Origin of the sequence: Streptomyces sp. NPDC004647, assembly GCF_040609575.1 — a bacterium.
Taxonomy (GTDB): Bacteria; Actinomycetota; Actinomycetes; order Streptomycetales; family Streptomycetaceae; genus Streptomyces.
In genome coordinates this window covers 1-15,863 of the sequence record NZ_JBEXKU010000126.1, presented here as the reverse complement: position 1 = coordinate 15,863, position 15,863 = coordinate 1, and the positions used below count along the sequence as shown (strand labels likewise).

Below are 15,863 nucleotides of genomic sequence, written 5' to 3'. Positions count from 1 at the left end.
TCAACGCATTCCAGATCGCCTTCGAGGGCCGGCTCACCCCGGCCAACAGCTGAACCTCAACAACCAAGATCAGCCGTTAAATTGACACACCCGGCGGACGCCTCACGTGGAAGCGGCAAACGGCTCTGTAGCTCGCCGCTCTCGGGGGTAGGGGGCGACCAAGTCACGGGCGGCTCCGCACGGTGTGGGTGCTCCGCCCTGTTGTCAGGGTCTGTCCAATGAACGGCACCTCTGTGTCAAGCCGCCGTGACCAGAGAGGTGCCGTTCAGTGACCTTGATCTTCTGCGCGGCCAGCGCCTTGGTCATGTTCAGCTCGCCGAGCCAGAGTCGGTGGCCGTCGTCGGCGGACATGGTCATCTCGATGTTGGCCGGCCCGTCCGGCACGTCCGCGCCCGCGGCCAGGGTGGGCGGGTCGACGGTGGTGCCGAGCAGGAAGACGCCGTCGGGGTCGGTGTAGGTGACCTTGAGGGTGGCGTCTCGGCGGCGAACTTCGCCCGCAGCGGGCCGGTGATCACCTCGTCCAGGAACGGGATGACGACGGCGTAGAGTTCTTCGGCGGAATCGAACACGGGCATGGGCGGAGCCTCACTTCCAGTGGTTCTCCAGCGCTGCGACGAGTTCCTCGGCTCGTTCGTCCACATAGAACAGACGACCGCCGGGCACCTCGACGATGTCGATGGCCCCCGGGATCAGGCGCTGCAGCCAACGCGCCCACTCGAGCTTGAAGAAGAAGTCACCGGTGCCCCACACGAGCAGCGTGGGGACCTCGCACGCGCTGAGCTGTTTTCGGATATCGGAGAGCTGGTCCGGCGCCATGGATGCCAGCAGCCGCTCCATGAACAGGGTCCCCGCACGGTTGCCGAAGATCGGCCGGACGTAGTCGGTGACCACGTCGTCCGGGAGGGACATGGGCTTCTGGTAGCCGGTGCGGTAGAGCTGCTTGGCAAGGAACGGGACCCGGGCGACCGGACCCGCTGCCCGCAGCAGCCGGGCCTTGGCCGCCCACACGGCGGGTTTGAACATCGGCGGTGGGAAGTTGCCCTCGGTGTCGCAGTTAGTCAGTGTGAAGGACGCGAACCGGTCGACATTTCGGGCGAGGACCACCTGCGCGACCGCACCGCCGGTGTCGTTGCCGACCAGGTGGATCTCGCGCAGGTCCAGCTCCCGGATCACCGTGTCGACTGCGTCCGCGAGCCCCCACACCGACGGCTCTCCCATCGGCGGGGTGTGCCCGTGGCCGGGGAGGTCGACGCAGATGCAGCGGCGGTGGTCGGAGAGAAGGCGGACGGCGTTGCGCCACAGCCGCCCGTTGGTGAAGACGCCGTGCACGAACAGCGTCACCGGCCCCTTGCCCACGTCGGTGAGGCTGATGCCGCCCACGGTGTGGCGGTGGGCGGCGTACTCGTCGGGCATGGGTGCGTCCTCTCCTGGATGTCAGTCGCTGAAGCCGTGGCGAGCGTGCCAGCGCCGCAGGGGCGCCGGGGCCCACCGGTTGACCGAGCCCGCGAGCCGCATCACCGATGGCACCAGGACCAACCGGATGAGGAACGTGTCGAGCAGGATGGTCAGGGTCAGGCCCGCGCCGAGCATCCGGACGAACGACAAGGAGCCGTCGTCGAGGATCATCAGGTCCCACGCGTCGTGGGTGTGGGCCGGGTACGCGTGGTTGGTGAAGTGTGCGTGGAAGGCCTCGGCGATCCCAGGGACCGGCGGCCTCCAGGCGCTGATGGACGTGCGGGGGCGGTCAGAGGCCATGCCAGGAACGTACAAGACTGGCGGAGCCGGGGCGCGGCAGGCTCGTAACACCGGCTGGAGGGCCTGAGAGGTCGCTCTCGGTGCCCGGCCTTGAGGACGGATGCCGTATGTCCAAGTCAGCTGTTCCTGTCAACCTCGCCGACAAGCTTTCGCAGTTCAGCGAACTGTGGTCGCAGAAGAAAGTGGCTGTGCTCAACGACTACGAGGTCAAGCTGGCCAAACTGAAGGGGGAGTTCGTCTGGCACACCCACGAGGACACCGATGAATTGTTCCTGGTCATCAGTGGGCGGCTCACCATCCAGCTCAGTTGGCAATGTGGTGTTGGAACCTGGCGAGCTGTTCGTAGTTCCCCGTGGACTCGAACACTGCCCCGTGGCAGACGAGGAGACCGCGAGCCTGTTGTTCGAACGGCGGGAACAATCAACACCGGTGACGCAGGAGGGCCGACGACCAAGGCGGCCGAGATCCTCAGCTGAGGCGCGGCGTCCGGCCGCAACCTTGAGGGGCGTCCGACCCAGCGGATGCCCCTCTCGCTTCGGATGCGGGCGCATTCCTTGCGCTGGGCAGTGATCACAGCACTAGCCAGTCTCTGGCCGCGCGAGTCGATGGGGAAGGCCCCCTGGGAATAACGGAGTTGCGTTCGTTGGCCGCAGCTCTGGCCACGGCGCTTAGTGACATCCACCGTGCCCGGGCTGGTCCACCGAGATCTGAAACCAGGCAACGTGCTGCTGACGGATACGGGTCCTCTCGTCATTGACTTCGGCATCTCGCGTGCGGTGGACGGCAACCCTGTCACCAGGACCGGTGAGCTCATCGGCACGCCAGCGTTCATGGCGCCGGAACAGGTTCGATGCTCGCGCGAGATCGGCCCCGCGGCCGACGTGTTCTCCCTCGGGTGCGTTCTTGCCTTCGCTGCTACCGGGCGCAGCCCATTCGACTCTGGCAACCCGCACAGTGCGGCTTACCAGATCGCTGTCATGGCTTCTTTCGCGCTGCCTTGAGGAGGTTCCTCCTGATCGGGTCTTCTTGCTGTTGCTCTGGATCCGCCCTGACGGGCTCGGACGGGGCAGGGGTGGCGATCTGCTTGACCGCCCCGGTGCGCAGCCCTCGCCCGGTGAGGTCGGTGGCGCGGATGATCAGCGGTGTGGTTTGGGGGGCTGGCCAGCAGACCAAGTAGTACTGCTCGGCGGAGTCGTCCAGTACGGCGTCGCGGGCGATGTCTCGGCCTCGTGCATAGGCCCGGAGTCGGTACCAGCCCGGTCCGGCCTGGCTCAGCAGGGGGAGCTGGGCCGGTGGGCCGCTGTAGAGGGTTTCGACGCGTAGTTCGCCGTGGGGGGCGTGCACGCTGGCCTCGATGACCTCTTCCCACTCGGTGACGTCGTCGGTCGTGGGCGGGCCGGTGGCGGCGGTGGCGCGTACCTTCACATCCCCGGTGTGGATGCCGGTGGGGATCATCGCTCCGATGTTCATCGTGGCGATCAGGCCGTTGGAGAAATCCAGGGTTTCGGGGGCGATCTCTCCCCTGTCCGAAAGACAGAAAGACCCGTCGTCGACCCGGACGCGAATCTCAGAACTAGACATGGCACCTCCCAGGGCGCAAAGGGACACGGGCGGACACCTGGAAGGTGCCCGCCCCCGACTATCGTTCAGCGCCCCTTAGAAATATCTCATTTGGTGAGTCTGCAGTAGCAGATGAGGGTGCAGGCGATGCTTGTGAAGGCTAGGAAGTGCTCGGCTTTGCGTTCGTAGCGTCGGTGGAGGCGGCAGCAGCCGGCGAGCCAGACGATGGTGCGTTCGATGGTCCAGCGGTGACGGCCCAGTCGTTGCGAGGTCTCGATTCCCTTGCGTGCGATGCGGTGGGTGATGCCGCGCTGGCGCAACCATCGTCGCAGGTGGGGGTAGTCGTAGCCCTTGTCGGCGTGGAGCTATCCCGTCTTGCGTCGTCGGCGTCCGCGGCGGGAGCGGATCGGCGGTATGCCCTTCACCAGGGGGGATCAGGGCCTGGCTGTCGTCCCCATGCCGGCGTCGGCCACCGCGCTGGGGCCGTGACGGGGCCTCGGGAACCACTCGTTGGAACAGCTCCCACAACTCATCCGGCGCCAGCCGCTCAACGATCTCCACCAGAAGCGACAGCCTACCGAGTCAGCCAATTGAGATGACGTCTTATGGCAGCTTCCGCTCGTTGACGGAGCATGACGAGCCGGTCCAGGGGCTGGTGCCGGGTGAGTTATGGGAGCTGTTTCGGCGGGGGTTGCCGCCCATACGCCCCCAGGCTGGCGGTCGACGTCCGCCGGTGTTGGGGTCCTGCTCGCAGACGGCATCGCGGCCGGTTGATCGCGGGCGGCTCGCCGCCGGCGAGTAGGGAACGGGATTGGGCAGCGGGGGTGGCGACGTACCAGGTCGAGGGTGGAGCCGCGCAGCTGCAGCCACGTCGCACTGGGCCAGGAGCCTGAAATCCGCGGTTCCGCAGAGCCGCAAAGCCTCGGGCGGCCGAGCACCGCGAAACGGGATGAATACGATCAACGCGACAGTCGGAGTGGCGCACACTCGCCGGGACGCGGGCCCGGAGGCCGGGGCCCCGGAGGCCCCTACGGAGCGGCCGCCGCGGCCCACTTCGCCCCGGTGACATGCAAGGAGCACGTATGACGAAGGCGACCCAGTCGGACCCGACCCTCGCCCAGGTCACCATGACCCTCGCCGCAATCGCCGACACGGCGGCGACCTCGAGCCCGTCGGGTGAAACCCTGCAAGAGCAGGCCCAGCGCGCCATGCGCGGCGTCACCGCCCAACTGAACGACTCCGCGCTCGCCACGCGCGGCACGTGGCGGCTGATGTGGCTGGCGTTCAGCCCGGACAACGCGAACCTCGCGTATATCGCCTCGAAGTCCGACGGCTCGAACCAGTTCGCCGTGGCCGTCCGCGGCACGATCGACAATCCGACCGACATCATGGAGGACCTCGACGTCAGCACGGTGGTGCCGTTCACCGCCGGCGGATCGGCGGACGTCGCCGTCTCGGCCGGCGCCATGGCCGCGTTCACTCAGGTCGCCACCGCGCGCGGCATCACAGGGATGCCCGTCGAGCAGGTACCGGAGGGCCGGCCCGGCTGGCCGGACACCGTCGTCCCTTCGGGCACGACCCTCACGCAAGCACTCGCCGGCCTTCTCGCGTCCGCACCGTTCAAGCCCCAGCCGACGGTCTACGTGACCGGCCACAGCCTCGGCGGCTGCATCGCCACCATGCTGGCCACGTACCTCCAGGCCCAGACCTGGTCGGCGAACAAACCGCAGTTCGCACTCGTCACCTTCGCCGCCCCCACCGCCGGCCTGAAGAGCTTCGCCGATTACGTCGACTCCCGGCCGTGGAGTCTGAACGAGCGCTACGTCAACGCGTACGACGTGGTCCCGGGGGCCTGGTCCGATCTGCCCACGGCCAAGGGTTGGTACCCGGCCCCGGGCCCGACGGCCAACGAAGAGGTGAAGCTCCTGCTGACGGAGATCGACCTGCTCCGGAAGGGCAATGTCTACGTCCAGCCCAGCGCCAAAAGCACCAGAACGGTGAATGCGGACTACTCGATGTACGACAAGGAGCTCGTCAACAAGACCACCGGCGACTTCCTGCGCCAAGTCGCGTTCCAGCACGCCCACTCCACGTACCTGACCCTGCTGGGCGCGCCCGTCGTCCCGGCGGGCCGGCGGTGACCGCGGTGAACCCCACCGCCGGAAGGGCGGTACGCCGGTCACCGTCACGGGCAGCGGATTCGGCGCGGACAGTGTCGTCGACTTCGGCCCGATCCCGTGCGCCGAGTTCACCCTTGCCCCGTCCGGTACGCCACCGCGACCGCGCCTGGCGGGACCGGCATCTTCGACGTCCGTGTCACCATCATGCTCGGCACGTCGCGCGCCGTTCCGCTGGGGCAGTTCGCCTACGACGGACCCGCGCCCGTGGTGGTCAGCGCGGTCACCCCGCAGCGAGAAGGCCGGCAACCAGGTCACCATCGACGGCTCGGGCTTCGCCCAGGGGGCGGCCGTGCGGTTCAAGGACACCGGCGCCGCGAGGCCGATCACGCTCAAGAGTCGTCACCGTGACGGTCGGCGTGCCACGTCGCCTACCGGCCCGGCCGACGAATTCACGCACGCGGGTTGAGCCTGGGGGCCTGCCGGCCCGCCGGGCGGAGTTGGCGGGCCGCCGGCCGAGCTCCATCCGGCTGTCGCCGGGCGCTCGGCCAAGCTAAACGCGGTCAAGAGCCACGACCCGACCACCTGCGGTGATGGCTCCGAAAGCGTGACATCCACCACCGCATCACCTGCAGAGGCATCGAGTCCTCGACCCGGCTGGGCCGTCACCGCTGGCCGGTGGAGAGCGCATGGTGTCCCTGGCTGGCCGGATGCCGCCCGCACCGCCGCTACGAACACAAAGCCGAGCACTTCCTGGCCTTCGTCGGCATAGCCTTGAAGTCCTTGAAGTACAGGGCGACGGGCTGGACCAGCTCCCCGGACGGGGCCAGAAGTTGGTACGGCTCCCAAGGGTCGTCCGTTTCCAGCAGTTGGCCGGTCTCGGGTAGCCCCCCGGCCAGGTGCTCCGACTGCCTGGATCACGCGGTCCTCTCGGCGCACATGGACAAATCGCTCCTTCTTAAACTGTGCAGCGCCATCACCGTCCTGGCGTTCGGCCAGGTCAGAGAGTTATGCGAACCACCCTGAGAGGAGAGAGAAGAGGAGAAGGCAGTGGGGGCCGTGTCAGAGCTGACCGATTTCCGGGATCGCGGGCGGGCAGTGCGATCGGGGCGGTGGTGCCCTTTACCCCGACGCCGCCTGGTGCTTGCCGGACCGGGCCAGCTCAGTGATGAGGTGCTCAAGCGCGGCGGTGGCGGGTGGTGCCGGTGGCGGCCACTTCGGGCACGATGTCGCAGGCGTAACGGCGCAGTTCGCCTGAGTACCGCCCAGGTCCACGGTGCGAAGCCGGTTCCCGGTAGCGGTAGGGGCTGCGGTCGCCGTGGCCGCAGGAGGCGGCGATGTTGTGCGCGGCAGTCCTGCCCTGACGGACGGCGTGCTGGGCCGTCATGGGCGTGAGTTCTCCGGGGCGGGCGGGGTCGGGCACCGCAGCGGCGTCACCGCACGCGAAGACCTCGCAGTGGCCGGGCACGGTCAGGTACTCGTCCACGCGCCCGGTGCGAGCACCCTGGATGACCCGGTGCTCAGTTTCTGAGTATCGCTCGTCTTCACGTGAGCAGCCCCGGCATGAGCCGGGGGCTTTTCCTGTGCCCGGACCGGATGAAATGTGCGGCACTGGCCTCCGGGCAATGCGCGTAGGCACCGCTGCGGGCGAAGCGCCGGTCGGCGCGCCGGGGCGGGGCGGCTCGCCCGTCACGCGGCCGATTTCCGGAACTCGCGCCGGTAAGGGCGATGGATTACAGATGCCACCCGTGCTGACAGCCGGTCCGTGGAGGAGGCATCAGCAATGAAAGCGCCCGGCGCGAAAGGGAGTTACGGACGAGTCATTTTCATACTGTCGCATTCACGACCTGTGAAGAGGAGTGCTTCCGGTTCATCTTCCCCTGGTCATGGGTCATTTGGTTCAGTGTGATTGTGGGAGCGAACGATCCGCTTTTTGGTGGATGCTCTGTTCCTCTCATCGCCCGAGGATGTCCGCTTCATGGCGCCGCGGGCGCCGGGCCTTCGGCCACAGCTGTCCGGCCCGGACTCCACGGTCACGAGAGAAGGACGTGTCATGTCGGCAGAACTCATCTCCGCAGCCCTCAACATAGGCGGGGGCGGTCAGGGATTCCCTGGACCGATTCCGGGGATTCCGGGGATTCCGGGGATTCCGGGGATTCCGGGGATTCCGGGGATTCCGGGGATTCCCGGGTTTCCGGGGTTTCCGGGGATTCCCGGTTTTCCTCAGAACCCGATCGTCTTCGCTGTGGTGCCGCCCACCGGGCCGGCCGCCGGAGGCAATCAGGTGTTCATCGTCGGGCTCGGCCTGTCGGGTGCCACCTCCGTGAATTTCGGGGGCAACCCGGCAACGAGCTTCAACGTGGTCTCCTCCAACCTCATCATTGCGGTCGCTCCGGCCGGGACCGGTACCGTTCTTGTCACGGTCACCACTCCCAACGGGACCAGCAACGGTGTCCCGTACTCCTACGTCACCGTTCCGGCGCCGGTCGTCGCTGCGGTGGCGCCGCCGACGGGCCCGTCCACGGGTGGCAACCTCGTCAGCATCACGGGTACCGGTTTCACGGGGGCTACGGGAGTGTCCTTCGGTGGTAATCCGGCGACATCGTTCACGGTGGTGTCGGACACCCTCATCGTCGCGGTCGCTCCGGCCGGGGTCGGTACCGTTCCCGTGACGGTCACCACCCCCTTCGGGACCAGCAACAGCGCCCCCTATCTGTACGTCTGAGGAGGCACTGGAATCCCGATCAGGCAGTGGGCACAGGCGCGTCGCGGCGCAAGCGTCGCGACGCCGCCTGGGCCCACTGCCCTTGTGCGCGTCATCCGTTGACGCGTTCCGTCCCCCGCCGATCCGATCCGGCATATGGCCGGATCGGATGGGCGAGCGGGCAGCCGCCAGGCCAAGGGCCCTGCTGGAGCGGCAGCCCGGAGCGGTGGCGGTGGGAACGCTATGGACCGAGCCGTACTGGAGCGAGCTCACCAGCCAAGGGGTACCGGGGGATCCGCATGGCCGGGCTCGGGCGCTGCTCACGGGGCCGCATGGTCGGCGCATCCACGTCGCGGCCGAACTGAGAGAGCGACAGCCCCTCGGGTTGAAGGGCGCGCAGCTCGCATGTGGGAGGTAGTGCCCCCTGCCGGCCGTCACGGACCTCACTGCGCCTGCACGATCCGCACGGCATGAGGCAGCCTGCACGAGAGAGGTGTCGATGGCAGCACACTTCAGCGGGGTCACCCTCACTGGCAGTGAGCTGTCCAACAACGCCGCCGTCGGTACCGGCGGTGCCACGTCGGGGGGTCGTGCCCCCGGTCCGGCGCGTTGCGCCGCGGACCGCCACCGGGATTCGGCGATGCTGGTACGACCATGTGGATCACCCTGGTCGTCGTGGTCCTCGGGGCCGCGAACGCGCTCATCAACTGGCTCGCTGCCGGCTGGTACGTGCCCGTCTGCGCGGCTGCGGCCGCTCTGCTCGTACTGATCGCCCGCCGGGACGGCCTCACGTGGGCCGACTTGGGCCTCGGCGCGGCCTCGGTCCGCCGCGGCCTGCGTTGGGGGCTGATCCTGGCCGGAGCGGTCCTGACGGTCTATCTGGTGGGCCTGGCCGTGCCGTTCACCCGGGATGCCTTCCTGGACGAGCGTGCCGCGGGACTGTCCCCCGGGCAGCTGGTGTATCGCGTGCTGGTCCGCGTACCGCTCGGCACCGTGCTGCTCGAGGAGATCGCGTTCCGCGGTGTGCTGTGGGCCATGGTCGAGCGACGGCGGGGCCCCATGTGGGCCACCGCCGTCTCCTCGGTGCTCTTCGGGCTCTGGCACGTACAGCCCTCACGAGGGCTCACGCGCTCGAACGCGGCTGCCGAGGCGGTCTTCGGCACCGGCCCGGCCGGCGTCGTCCTGTCCGTCGCGGCGGCGGTCGTCGGCACCGCCCTCGCCGGCGTGCTCTTCTGCGAGCTCCGCCGCCGCTCCGACAGTCTGATCCCGCCCGTGGCACTGCACTGCGCCCTCAACAGCGCGGGCTATACGCTCGCCTGGGCGGCGGGCCGCTGGTGGGGCGGTTAGCCCCGACACGGCTTACGACTTGGTCGGCTATGGAGAGCGCGTGGTTGATGCCTGGCTGTTGGGATGTGGGCGTCTCTCGCCGGGGCCCTTGGGGTCATTGCGATACGCAGAGTTCGTTGTTCTCCGGATCAGCGAGTGTGGTCCATGCATAGGGCCCCTGCCTGCCGTGGTGCAGGAACGTGGCCCCCTTGGCAATCAGACGCTCGACCACGGCTTGGGCATCGTCGGGACCGGTGCGCACGTCCAGGTGGACGCGGTTCTTGACCATCTTGGGCTCCGGCACGAGCTGAAAGAGGATGCGCGGCGCGCGGTCCAGGCCCTCCGGATGGCGGATCGCGGCGCCGACCTTCCATACGAGGGCGCCGTGGTGGGTGGTGGTGTCGTCCTCACTCGCATGGCCCTCCGCGATCATCCGGCGGATGAACGTCTCGTCGCTCGGCTCCACTTCCCAGCCAAGAGCATCAGCCCACCAGTCGGCAAGCGAGTGCGGGTTGGCCGAGTCAACAGTCACTTGGAAGGTATATGCCATGGCCAGACCCTACTGAGAAGCCGTGTCCCACGCCGTCATTCACGAGGTCGCCATGGCCGTGACATAGAGGCAGCTGCACGGGTTATTCGAGCGTGATGACGAAGCGGGCCCGTGCGGACTTGTCCCATCCTGCCTTCACCGGTATCTCCCGTGCACATCTCGGCGGACGGTCTGATCGAGGAGTTGGCCGGCCCGTGACAGGCGCGGCGGGAGGCTGCGCTGCGCGAGCGACGCGGCGGCGAGCGTCGCCGTGCGGCCGGGGCCGGGCGGAAACACGAGCTGGTGTTCACCGACCGGGTCCTGGTCACCCTGGTCCACCTGCGCACCGCCGGCAGCTGCCTGCTCTGGGCCGACGGCAGGGCGCTGCCCTGGGTCGTGACTATCTGCTCCGCCCTGGCCGGAGGGGCATGGTCCGGGATGTACCTCGAGTACGACAGCGATCCGATGTTTGGCGCGTCCCACGACGAACGGGCTGTTGTGATCCGCCGGGGATTCACCCCGACGTTAATGATGATGCCGACGGTGGCCGCCCCTCCCCTGCTGTCCCTGGCCATTCCGTGGCACGTCGTGTGGATCCTGCCGGGCACATGGCTGCTCTACAACGGCTGGCGGGAATCCGCGCTGTCCTGGTCCCAGCACTCATACGCCGGACGGTGGCCTGGCTCATCGGCGTACGCAGCTTGTGCGGCTTCCTCGCCTCCGTTGACGACCGCGTCCTGCTCAACCGGGTCGGGAACAGCTACCGCTTCCTCCACGCCACCTTCCTGGACCACCTCGCCCTGCGCGTGAACCACGAACTGCCGGCCATCGCACAGCACTGAGTACCTGTCCTACGTTTCAGGGGTGCGTCCGAGCCGGTCGTTCGTAGGACTGGCGGGGCCCAGGGGCTCCGGCTATGGCTCAGTACCTGTCGCCGTCCAATGGCTTCAAAAACTTGGCCGCCCGGAGCCGCGCGACGACTCGACCGCTGATTGGGATATGCGACTCGATCGCTTTGTAGGACAGTGCCGGCGAGGTCGCCTGCGGGTTGATCACGACGACGAGCTTGGCGGAGGTGACCGTGCCCCAGATCTGGGCCGGGTTGGACATCGGCAAGGAACATCACCACTGTGTGGTGATCGACGAGCACGGCGAACGCCTGCTGTCGCGCCGAGTCCCTGACGACGGGACAGAGTTGTTGCAGCTGATCGGCGACGTCCTGCGGCCCACCCGCCCACGGCAACGGCGATGACGGTGATCAGAGCGAGAGTCGAACGGCCGACGCTCAGAACCTGTTTTCCGAACCCCCGGGCTTGCCGGACCGGGCGTCCCTAGCTCCGTGGCGCGAAAAAGATCATCGCTCCCCTCGCCGAACGCATGATCTCTATGCTGACGACATGGTCGATATACCTCTTTCAGCGCTGGAAATCGCGATGGTCCAAACGGACGCCCGAGCCGTGGATACCCTGCGGAACACCGCGGCCTTCGCACAGGGACTGGAACGGCTGGGCTACCACCGGATCTGGTACGCCGAGCATCACCACTCGCCCGCGATCGGCGCGTTCCCACCAGTCGTGTTGACCGCGCACTCTGCCGCTTCGACCGCGGTCATCCGTCTCGGTTCGGGCGGAGTACTGGCCCCCAACCACGCACCCATCACGCTGGCGGAGCAGTTCGGAACGCTGGCCGCCTTGCACCGGGACCGCATCGACTTGGGCATCGGCCGCGGTCCTGGCACCTTTGACGAGGCCACCGCCCGGGCACTTCGCCGCGGAGCCGGACCGGCGACGGATGCGGAGTACCAAGGCGACGTAGCCGCGATCCTCTCCTTTCTGGTCGACGAAGTCGCACTCGGCCCGCTGCCGGAACCATGGCTGCTGGCCTCCAGCACCGCAGGTGCCGCTCTCGCCGCGGGACTCGGCCTGCCGATCGCCATCGCCCACCACATCCGGCCGGACAACACCCTCGCGGCCCTGGAACGTTACCGGGCGGCGTTCACCCCGTCCCGTTGGTGCGAGCAACCTCGGGTGCTGTTGTGCGTGCAGGCGGTGTGTGCCGAGACGGAAGAAGAAGCCGCGTGGCGAGTCGGACCGATGGACGTCGTCAAAGCCGGGCTCCTCAAAGGATTGAGTGAGACACCCTTCCCCACGCCCGCGGAGGCGGCCACCCACCCCTTCACGGCGAAGGAGCGACAGGCGCTGGCCGGCTTCCGTGCACAGCAAGCCGTCGGGACCCCCAAGGCCGTCGTACACCGGCTCACGCAACTGGTTGGTGAGACCGGAGCAGACGAACTGATGCTGACCACACCCGTCTACGACCTCCGCGACCGCATTCACTCCTACGAACTCATCAAGAAATACTCCGAGGCCACAACAGCACCGTAGGAACAGCGCGGGGAAGGATTCGGTGCCCGCACGTCGCGGGCGCTCCTCGCCAGCACCCACCTGTATCTCGAACGCGGTGATGCCCAGGGCGCCCGGCGGGTCCTGGACCGGGCCGCGGAATCCGTCACCGACGTCCAGGAGGGCATGCAGGCCCTGCGGGACTCAGCCGACGGGGACGGGCGAAGGGCGTGACGGCGTCGCGGACCGGGCCGGGGACGCCCGAGCGGGGTGCCCGACGCCTGTTCCTCTCGCCGGGTGGCCGTCCGGGGCCCGGCCGGTGGGATTCGGTGCTCTGTCGGGGCAGGGCATGGTGGCGCGAATGTTCCGAAACGTCCGTCGGACCCCAGCAGGGGTGAGCCGGCCGGGTGCGGCCGGCTTCTCCCAGGGGGGCGCAGATCCAGGGTGAAGGGCCTGGCGAGCCGGAGCTGGGTGTGGGCGGCGATGGGAGATCTCAACCCGCCGACTCGACCGCTCAGCGTCAGACGAAGGGCTCAGCCACGGCTGGTCAGCTCGTGCTGGAGGCGGACCAGGTCGTCGGGGAAGCGCGTTGGAGCCATGCGCTAATTAGGTCATATGATCGATTATTTGCGCATCGGCGTGCGCCCGCGTCAGTGGCGGCCGACCCTGGACGCAGAGGGTCCTGCTGAGCGGCGTCCAGCTCACACCCGAATGAGCTCGGACCGAACTGGAAGGTGGACGTCACAATGAAGACACCCCCGATCGTCACGCCGCGGGAGTGGGAGGCAGCGCGCCAGCAGCTGCTCGTGAAGGAGAAAGAGCTGACCCGCGCCCGGGACGGGCTGGCCGCGAAGCGCCGGCGGATGCCGTGGATGGCGGTGGAGAAAGACTATGCGTTCGACGGACCTGAGGATAAGGCGAGCCTGCTTGACCTGTTCGAGGGCCGTCGTCAGCTGATCGTCTACCGCGCTTTCTTCGAGCCCGGCGTGACCGGCTGGCCAGACCACGCGTGCGTCGGCTGTTCCATGGTGGCCGATCATGTCGCCGACCTCGCCCATCTGAATGCCCGCGACACCACTCTCGTCTTCGTCTCGTGCGCGCCGCAGCCGGACATCGAGCGTGTGAAGGCGCGGATGGGCTGGACGATGCCCTGGTACACCATCACCGACGAGTTCGACACCGACTTCGGCGTGGACGAGTGGCACGGCACGAACGCGTTCATCCGCGATGGCGAGAGCGTGTTCCGCACCTACTTCATCAACGCCCGCGGCGACGAGGCATTGGGGAGCACCTGGAGCTACCTCGACATGACCGCGCTCGGGCGGCAGGAAGAATGGGAGGACTCGCCTGAGGGCTACCCCCAAACCCCGCCGTACGAATGGTGGAACTGGCACGACGAATACGGCGGCGCCGAGCCAGCACGGGAGTAGCTGGTCCAAACTCAGGGTGCATAGGATCGCGGGCATGACACTGCGACCTGTTCTGGTGAACATCAAGGCTCTTGATGACTCGGCGGTCGGCCGGTTCTGGGCGGAGGCGCTCGGCTGGGGTGTTTCCAGCGAGGGATCCGGCGCGACCGCCGTTAAACCCGTCGGCTTCGATTGGCTGGACCCGGTCACCGTCTGCGTCGACGTCATTGCCGTCCCGGAACCCAAGACGACAACAAAGAACCGTGTGCACCTCGATCTCGCCACCACCTCTGCGGCCCATCTGGCGGAGTTGGTCGCGCGCCTCCAGGCTCTCGGTGCGACGCCCGCCCACGTGGGCCAGGGCAAAGTGCCGTGGACGGTCCTCGCCGACCCGGAGGGCAACGAGTTCTGCGTGCTGGAGCCTCGGGAGATCTACCGGGACACCGGGCCGATCGCCCGGGTGGTGGTCGACTGCGCGGATCCGCGGGCCATGGCCAGGTTCTGGGACGAGGCGATGGACTGGACCCTGCACGAGGTGACTGACGATCATGCGGTGTGGCGCTCCGCCAAGGGTGTCGGCCCGTATCTCGAGTTCCTCCGCACTGGCGTGAAGACCGTGCCAGACCGCGTCCATCTTGACCTGGTGCCGGACCCCGGTGACGACAAAGCAGCGGAGGTGGCCCGGCTGCGGGCCCTCGGCGCCACCGACCTCGACCTCGGCCAGGGCGACGTCCCGTGGACGTGCCTGGCCGACCCGGAGGGCCACGAGTTCTGCGTCCTCGCCCGTCCTGACGCGGAGTCTTAACGACACCCCGACACGTGAGCCTTGTGTGCTCATGCGCCATGACCCCGGGTGGGTTGGGCTGCGGCGTCTCGGTTGATTCGGGCGGCGAGAACTTGCGTGTAGGGGGGCGAGATCAGCTCGCTCGCCAACCACAACACTCAACTCGCCAACTGAAGCGCTAAGTCACATCACGATACGGCAGTGGTGCACCGTCTCTGAAACCCTAAAATCGAACAGATTTACTATTGCCTGCGTGGCCGACCCCTTCTCTTCGATGAGGACCTCCTCGCAGCTCAGCAGGAGCTCCACCAGGCACGAGCTGAGCTTTCGGCGTTGTGTGCACAGTTGCCGTGGTCTGCCGAGCCGATGCCCGGCTTTTCCGTGGCGGGGTGGCGCCCCTGTGCACTCGCCCCGATTCGCCCGCGTACACCGCCCAGCAGGCCGCCGGCCTGGCCCGGCTGCGGGAGCACGAGCTCACGCTGGCCGTCTTCGTCAGCACGCACCCCTCCTGGAGCGAGCTGGAGGACCTGCTCCAGGACGACGCGCACACGGGGCTTGAGTCCCAGGGCATCGACTCGGTTCCGGCCGGGCGGATGGCCCTGAAGCACGCGCAGGCCCCGGCCGGCGAAGGGGCGCGTCGTGGACCGGCCGGTCGACGGCGGGATACCGGAGGCGGCGCCTACCCCGCCGATCAAGGTCGTATCCCGAATCGCCAGGAGTTCTCCAGGGGGCGGTGTCGCGCGAGGCAAAGTAGCGGGTTTCTGTGCAACTCAGCGCCAGTGCTGCCGACGTTATCGGGTGCAACAGGTGTGGCGCCATCGGTGAATCGAGCGCGACACGATCGAGCGAACCAGGGCCCGCCGCACTTCCCGGGATGCCGGACGGGCGGACACCATCGCCGTCTCTCTCAGGAGTGCTGCGGGGGGACGGCGCGGGTAGCGAGGTGGTCCTGGAGTTCACGGTGGCGGAACTACCAGGCCGCCCCGGCTGCGCGCAGGATGCCCAGCTGGTAGCAGGCGTCCAGGAAGTGGCCGAGCCGCCACGGCAGCCGCCCCCCGGATGCACAGCAGAAACACGAAGTAGAGCATCGCTGGCGGGCTGCCGAACATGACCCCGACAGCGAACGCGAACAAGAGAAAGATGAATGCCTACTCGACCCTGTTGAACACTCCCCTTTACCGGTCGGGACGAGTCGAAACGGATGAGAGAACGCGTCTTACGGTGTCCGTGAGGGGCTGGGTTAGGTGCGGACGTAGGCCGCGAGGTGCTCGCCGGTGAGGGTGGAGCGGGTGGCGACGAGGTCGGCGGGGGTGCCCTCGAAGACGATCCGGCCGCCG

At 67.8% G+C, this 15,863-nt stretch carries 14 protein-coding genes and 4 pseudogenes; 11 read left to right on the top strand and 7 right to left on the bottom strand.

The annotated features are described in order from the left end of the window. Positions 1-246 precede the first annotated feature (246 nt). Positions 247-546, top strand: coding sequence for a hypothetical protein (locus tag ABZW18_RS32325; protein WP_356194492.1), 300 nt, complete (start codon positions 247-249; stop codon positions 544-546). Positions 547-585: 39 nt separating this feature from the next. On the opposite strand, the gene ABZW18_RS32320 is transcribed toward ABZW18_RS32325, so the two are convergent. Beyond that, positions 586-1,413 carry an alpha/beta hydrolase gene (locus tag ABZW18_RS32320; protein WP_356194489.1) on the bottom strand — a complete coding sequence of 276 codons (828 nt, stop codon included), beginning with the start codon at positions 1,411-1,413 and terminating at the stop codon, positions 586-588. A 21-nt stretch (positions 1,414-1,434) separates the two neighbouring features. After that, on the bottom strand, positions 1,435-1,755 hold the full coding sequence (locus ABZW18_RS32315) for a hypothetical protein (RefSeq protein ID WP_356194484.1): 321 nt from the start codon (positions 1,753-1,755) through the stop codon (positions 1,435-1,437). Between the two features lie 107 nt (positions 1,756-1,862). Here ABZW18_RS32315 and ABZW18_RS32310 point away from each other — a divergent pair, with 107 nt between their 5' ends. Beyond that, positions 1,863-2,231, top strand: a complete 369-nt coding sequence (locus tag ABZW18_RS32310) for a cupin domain-containing protein (protein WP_356194482.1) — start codon at positions 1,863-1,865, stop codon at positions 2,229-2,231. 83 nt (positions 2,232-2,314) lie between these two features. Continuing rightward, a pseudogene (locus ABZW18_RS32305) lies at positions 2,315-2,726 on the top strand (protein kinase); the annotation flags it as partial. Between the two features lie 4 nt (positions 2,727-2,730). Here ABZW18_RS32305 and ABZW18_RS32300 read toward each other — a convergent pair. Beyond that, on the bottom strand, positions 2,731-3,336 hold the full coding sequence (locus tag ABZW18_RS32300) for a hypothetical protein (RefSeq protein WP_356194479.1): 606 nt from the start codon (positions 3,334-3,336) through the stop codon (positions 2,731-2,733). A gap of 86 nt (positions 3,337-3,422) precedes the next feature. Further along, positions 3,423-3,888, bottom strand: a pseudogene (locus tag ABZW18_RS32295) (transposase). A gap of 509 nt (positions 3,889-4,397) precedes the next feature. Between ABZW18_RS32295 and ABZW18_RS32290 the strand changes: the two are divergent. Further along, positions 4,398-5,456 carry a lipase family protein gene (locus tag ABZW18_RS32290; RefSeq protein WP_356194477.1) on the top strand — a complete coding sequence of 353 codons (1,059 nt, stop codon included), beginning with the start codon at positions 4,398-4,400 and terminating at the stop codon, positions 5,454-5,456. A 1,153-nt stretch (positions 5,457-6,609) separates the two neighbouring features. Here ABZW18_RS32290 and ABZW18_RS32285 read toward each other — a convergent pair. Next, entirely contained in the window at positions 6,610-6,918 is a 309-nt protein-coding gene (locus ABZW18_RS32285; protein ID WP_356194475.1) for a hypothetical protein, read from the bottom strand. Between the two features lie 492 nt (positions 6,919-7,410). On the opposite strand from ABZW18_RS32285, the gene ABZW18_RS32280 reads away from it, so the two are divergent. Both ABZW18_RS32280 and ABZW18_RS32275 read left to right on the top strand, forming a co-directional pair. Further along, positions 7,411-8,157, top strand: coding sequence for an IPT/TIG domain-containing protein (locus ABZW18_RS32280; RefSeq protein WP_356194472.1), 747 nt, complete (start codon positions 7,411-7,413; stop codon positions 8,155-8,157). 633 nt (positions 8,158-8,790) lie between these two features. Then, positions 8,791-9,483, top strand: coding sequence for a CPBP family intramembrane glutamic endopeptidase (locus ABZW18_RS32275; protein WP_356194469.1), 693 nt, complete (start codon positions 8,791-8,793; stop codon positions 9,481-9,483). Positions 9,484-9,577: 94 nt separating this feature from the next. On the opposite strand, the gene ABZW18_RS32270 is transcribed toward ABZW18_RS32275, so the two are convergent. Further along, positions 9,578-10,012 carry a VOC family protein gene (locus ABZW18_RS32270; protein WP_356194466.1) on the bottom strand — a complete coding sequence of 145 codons (435 nt, stop codon included), beginning with the start codon at positions 10,010-10,012 and terminating at the stop codon, positions 9,578-9,580. Between the two features lie 587 nt (positions 10,013-10,599). Here ABZW18_RS32270 and ABZW18_RS32265 point away from each other — a divergent pair. The 3 genes and pseudogenes from ABZW18_RS32265 to ABZW18_RS32255 all read left to right on the top strand — a co-directional run bounded on the left by ABZW18_RS32265 (position 10,600) and on the right by ABZW18_RS32255 (position 12,375). Next, positions 10,600-10,833: a hypothetical protein gene (locus ABZW18_RS32265; RefSeq protein ID WP_356194464.1), complete on the top strand. Its 234-nt coding sequence runs from the start codon at positions 10,600-10,602 to the stop codon at positions 10,831-10,833. A 239-nt stretch (positions 10,834-11,072) separates the two neighbouring features. After that, positions 11,073-11,213 (top strand): annotated as a pseudogene (locus ABZW18_RS32260) (transposase); the annotation flags it as partial. 175 nt (positions 11,214-11,388) lie between these two features. Continuing rightward, the gene (locus ABZW18_RS32255) at positions 11,389-12,375 is read left to right on the top strand and encodes an MsnO8 family LLM class oxidoreductase (protein WP_356194462.1); all 987 of its coding nucleotides are present in this window, start codon (positions 11,389-11,391) and stop codon (positions 12,373-12,375) included. Between the two features lie 223 nt (positions 12,376-12,598). On the opposite strand, the pseudogene ABZW18_RS32250 reads toward ABZW18_RS32255, so the two are convergent. Next, positions 12,599-12,818: pseudogene (locus ABZW18_RS32250) on the bottom strand (transposase); the annotation flags it as partial. Positions 12,819-13,079: 261 nt separating this feature from the next. On the opposite strand from ABZW18_RS32250, the gene ABZW18_RS32245 reads away from it, so the two are divergent. Beyond that, the gene (locus tag ABZW18_RS32245) at positions 13,080-13,763 is read left to right on the top strand and encodes a DUF899 domain-containing protein (RefSeq protein WP_356194460.1); all 684 of its coding nucleotides are present in this window, start codon (positions 13,080-13,082) and stop codon (positions 13,761-13,763) included. Between the two features lie 34 nt (positions 13,764-13,797). Then, positions 13,798-14,547, top strand: a complete 750-nt coding sequence (locus tag ABZW18_RS32240; RefSeq protein ID WP_356194457.1) for a VOC family protein — start codon at positions 13,798-13,800, stop codon at positions 14,545-14,547. Positions 14,548-15,863 lie beyond the last annotated feature (1,316 nt).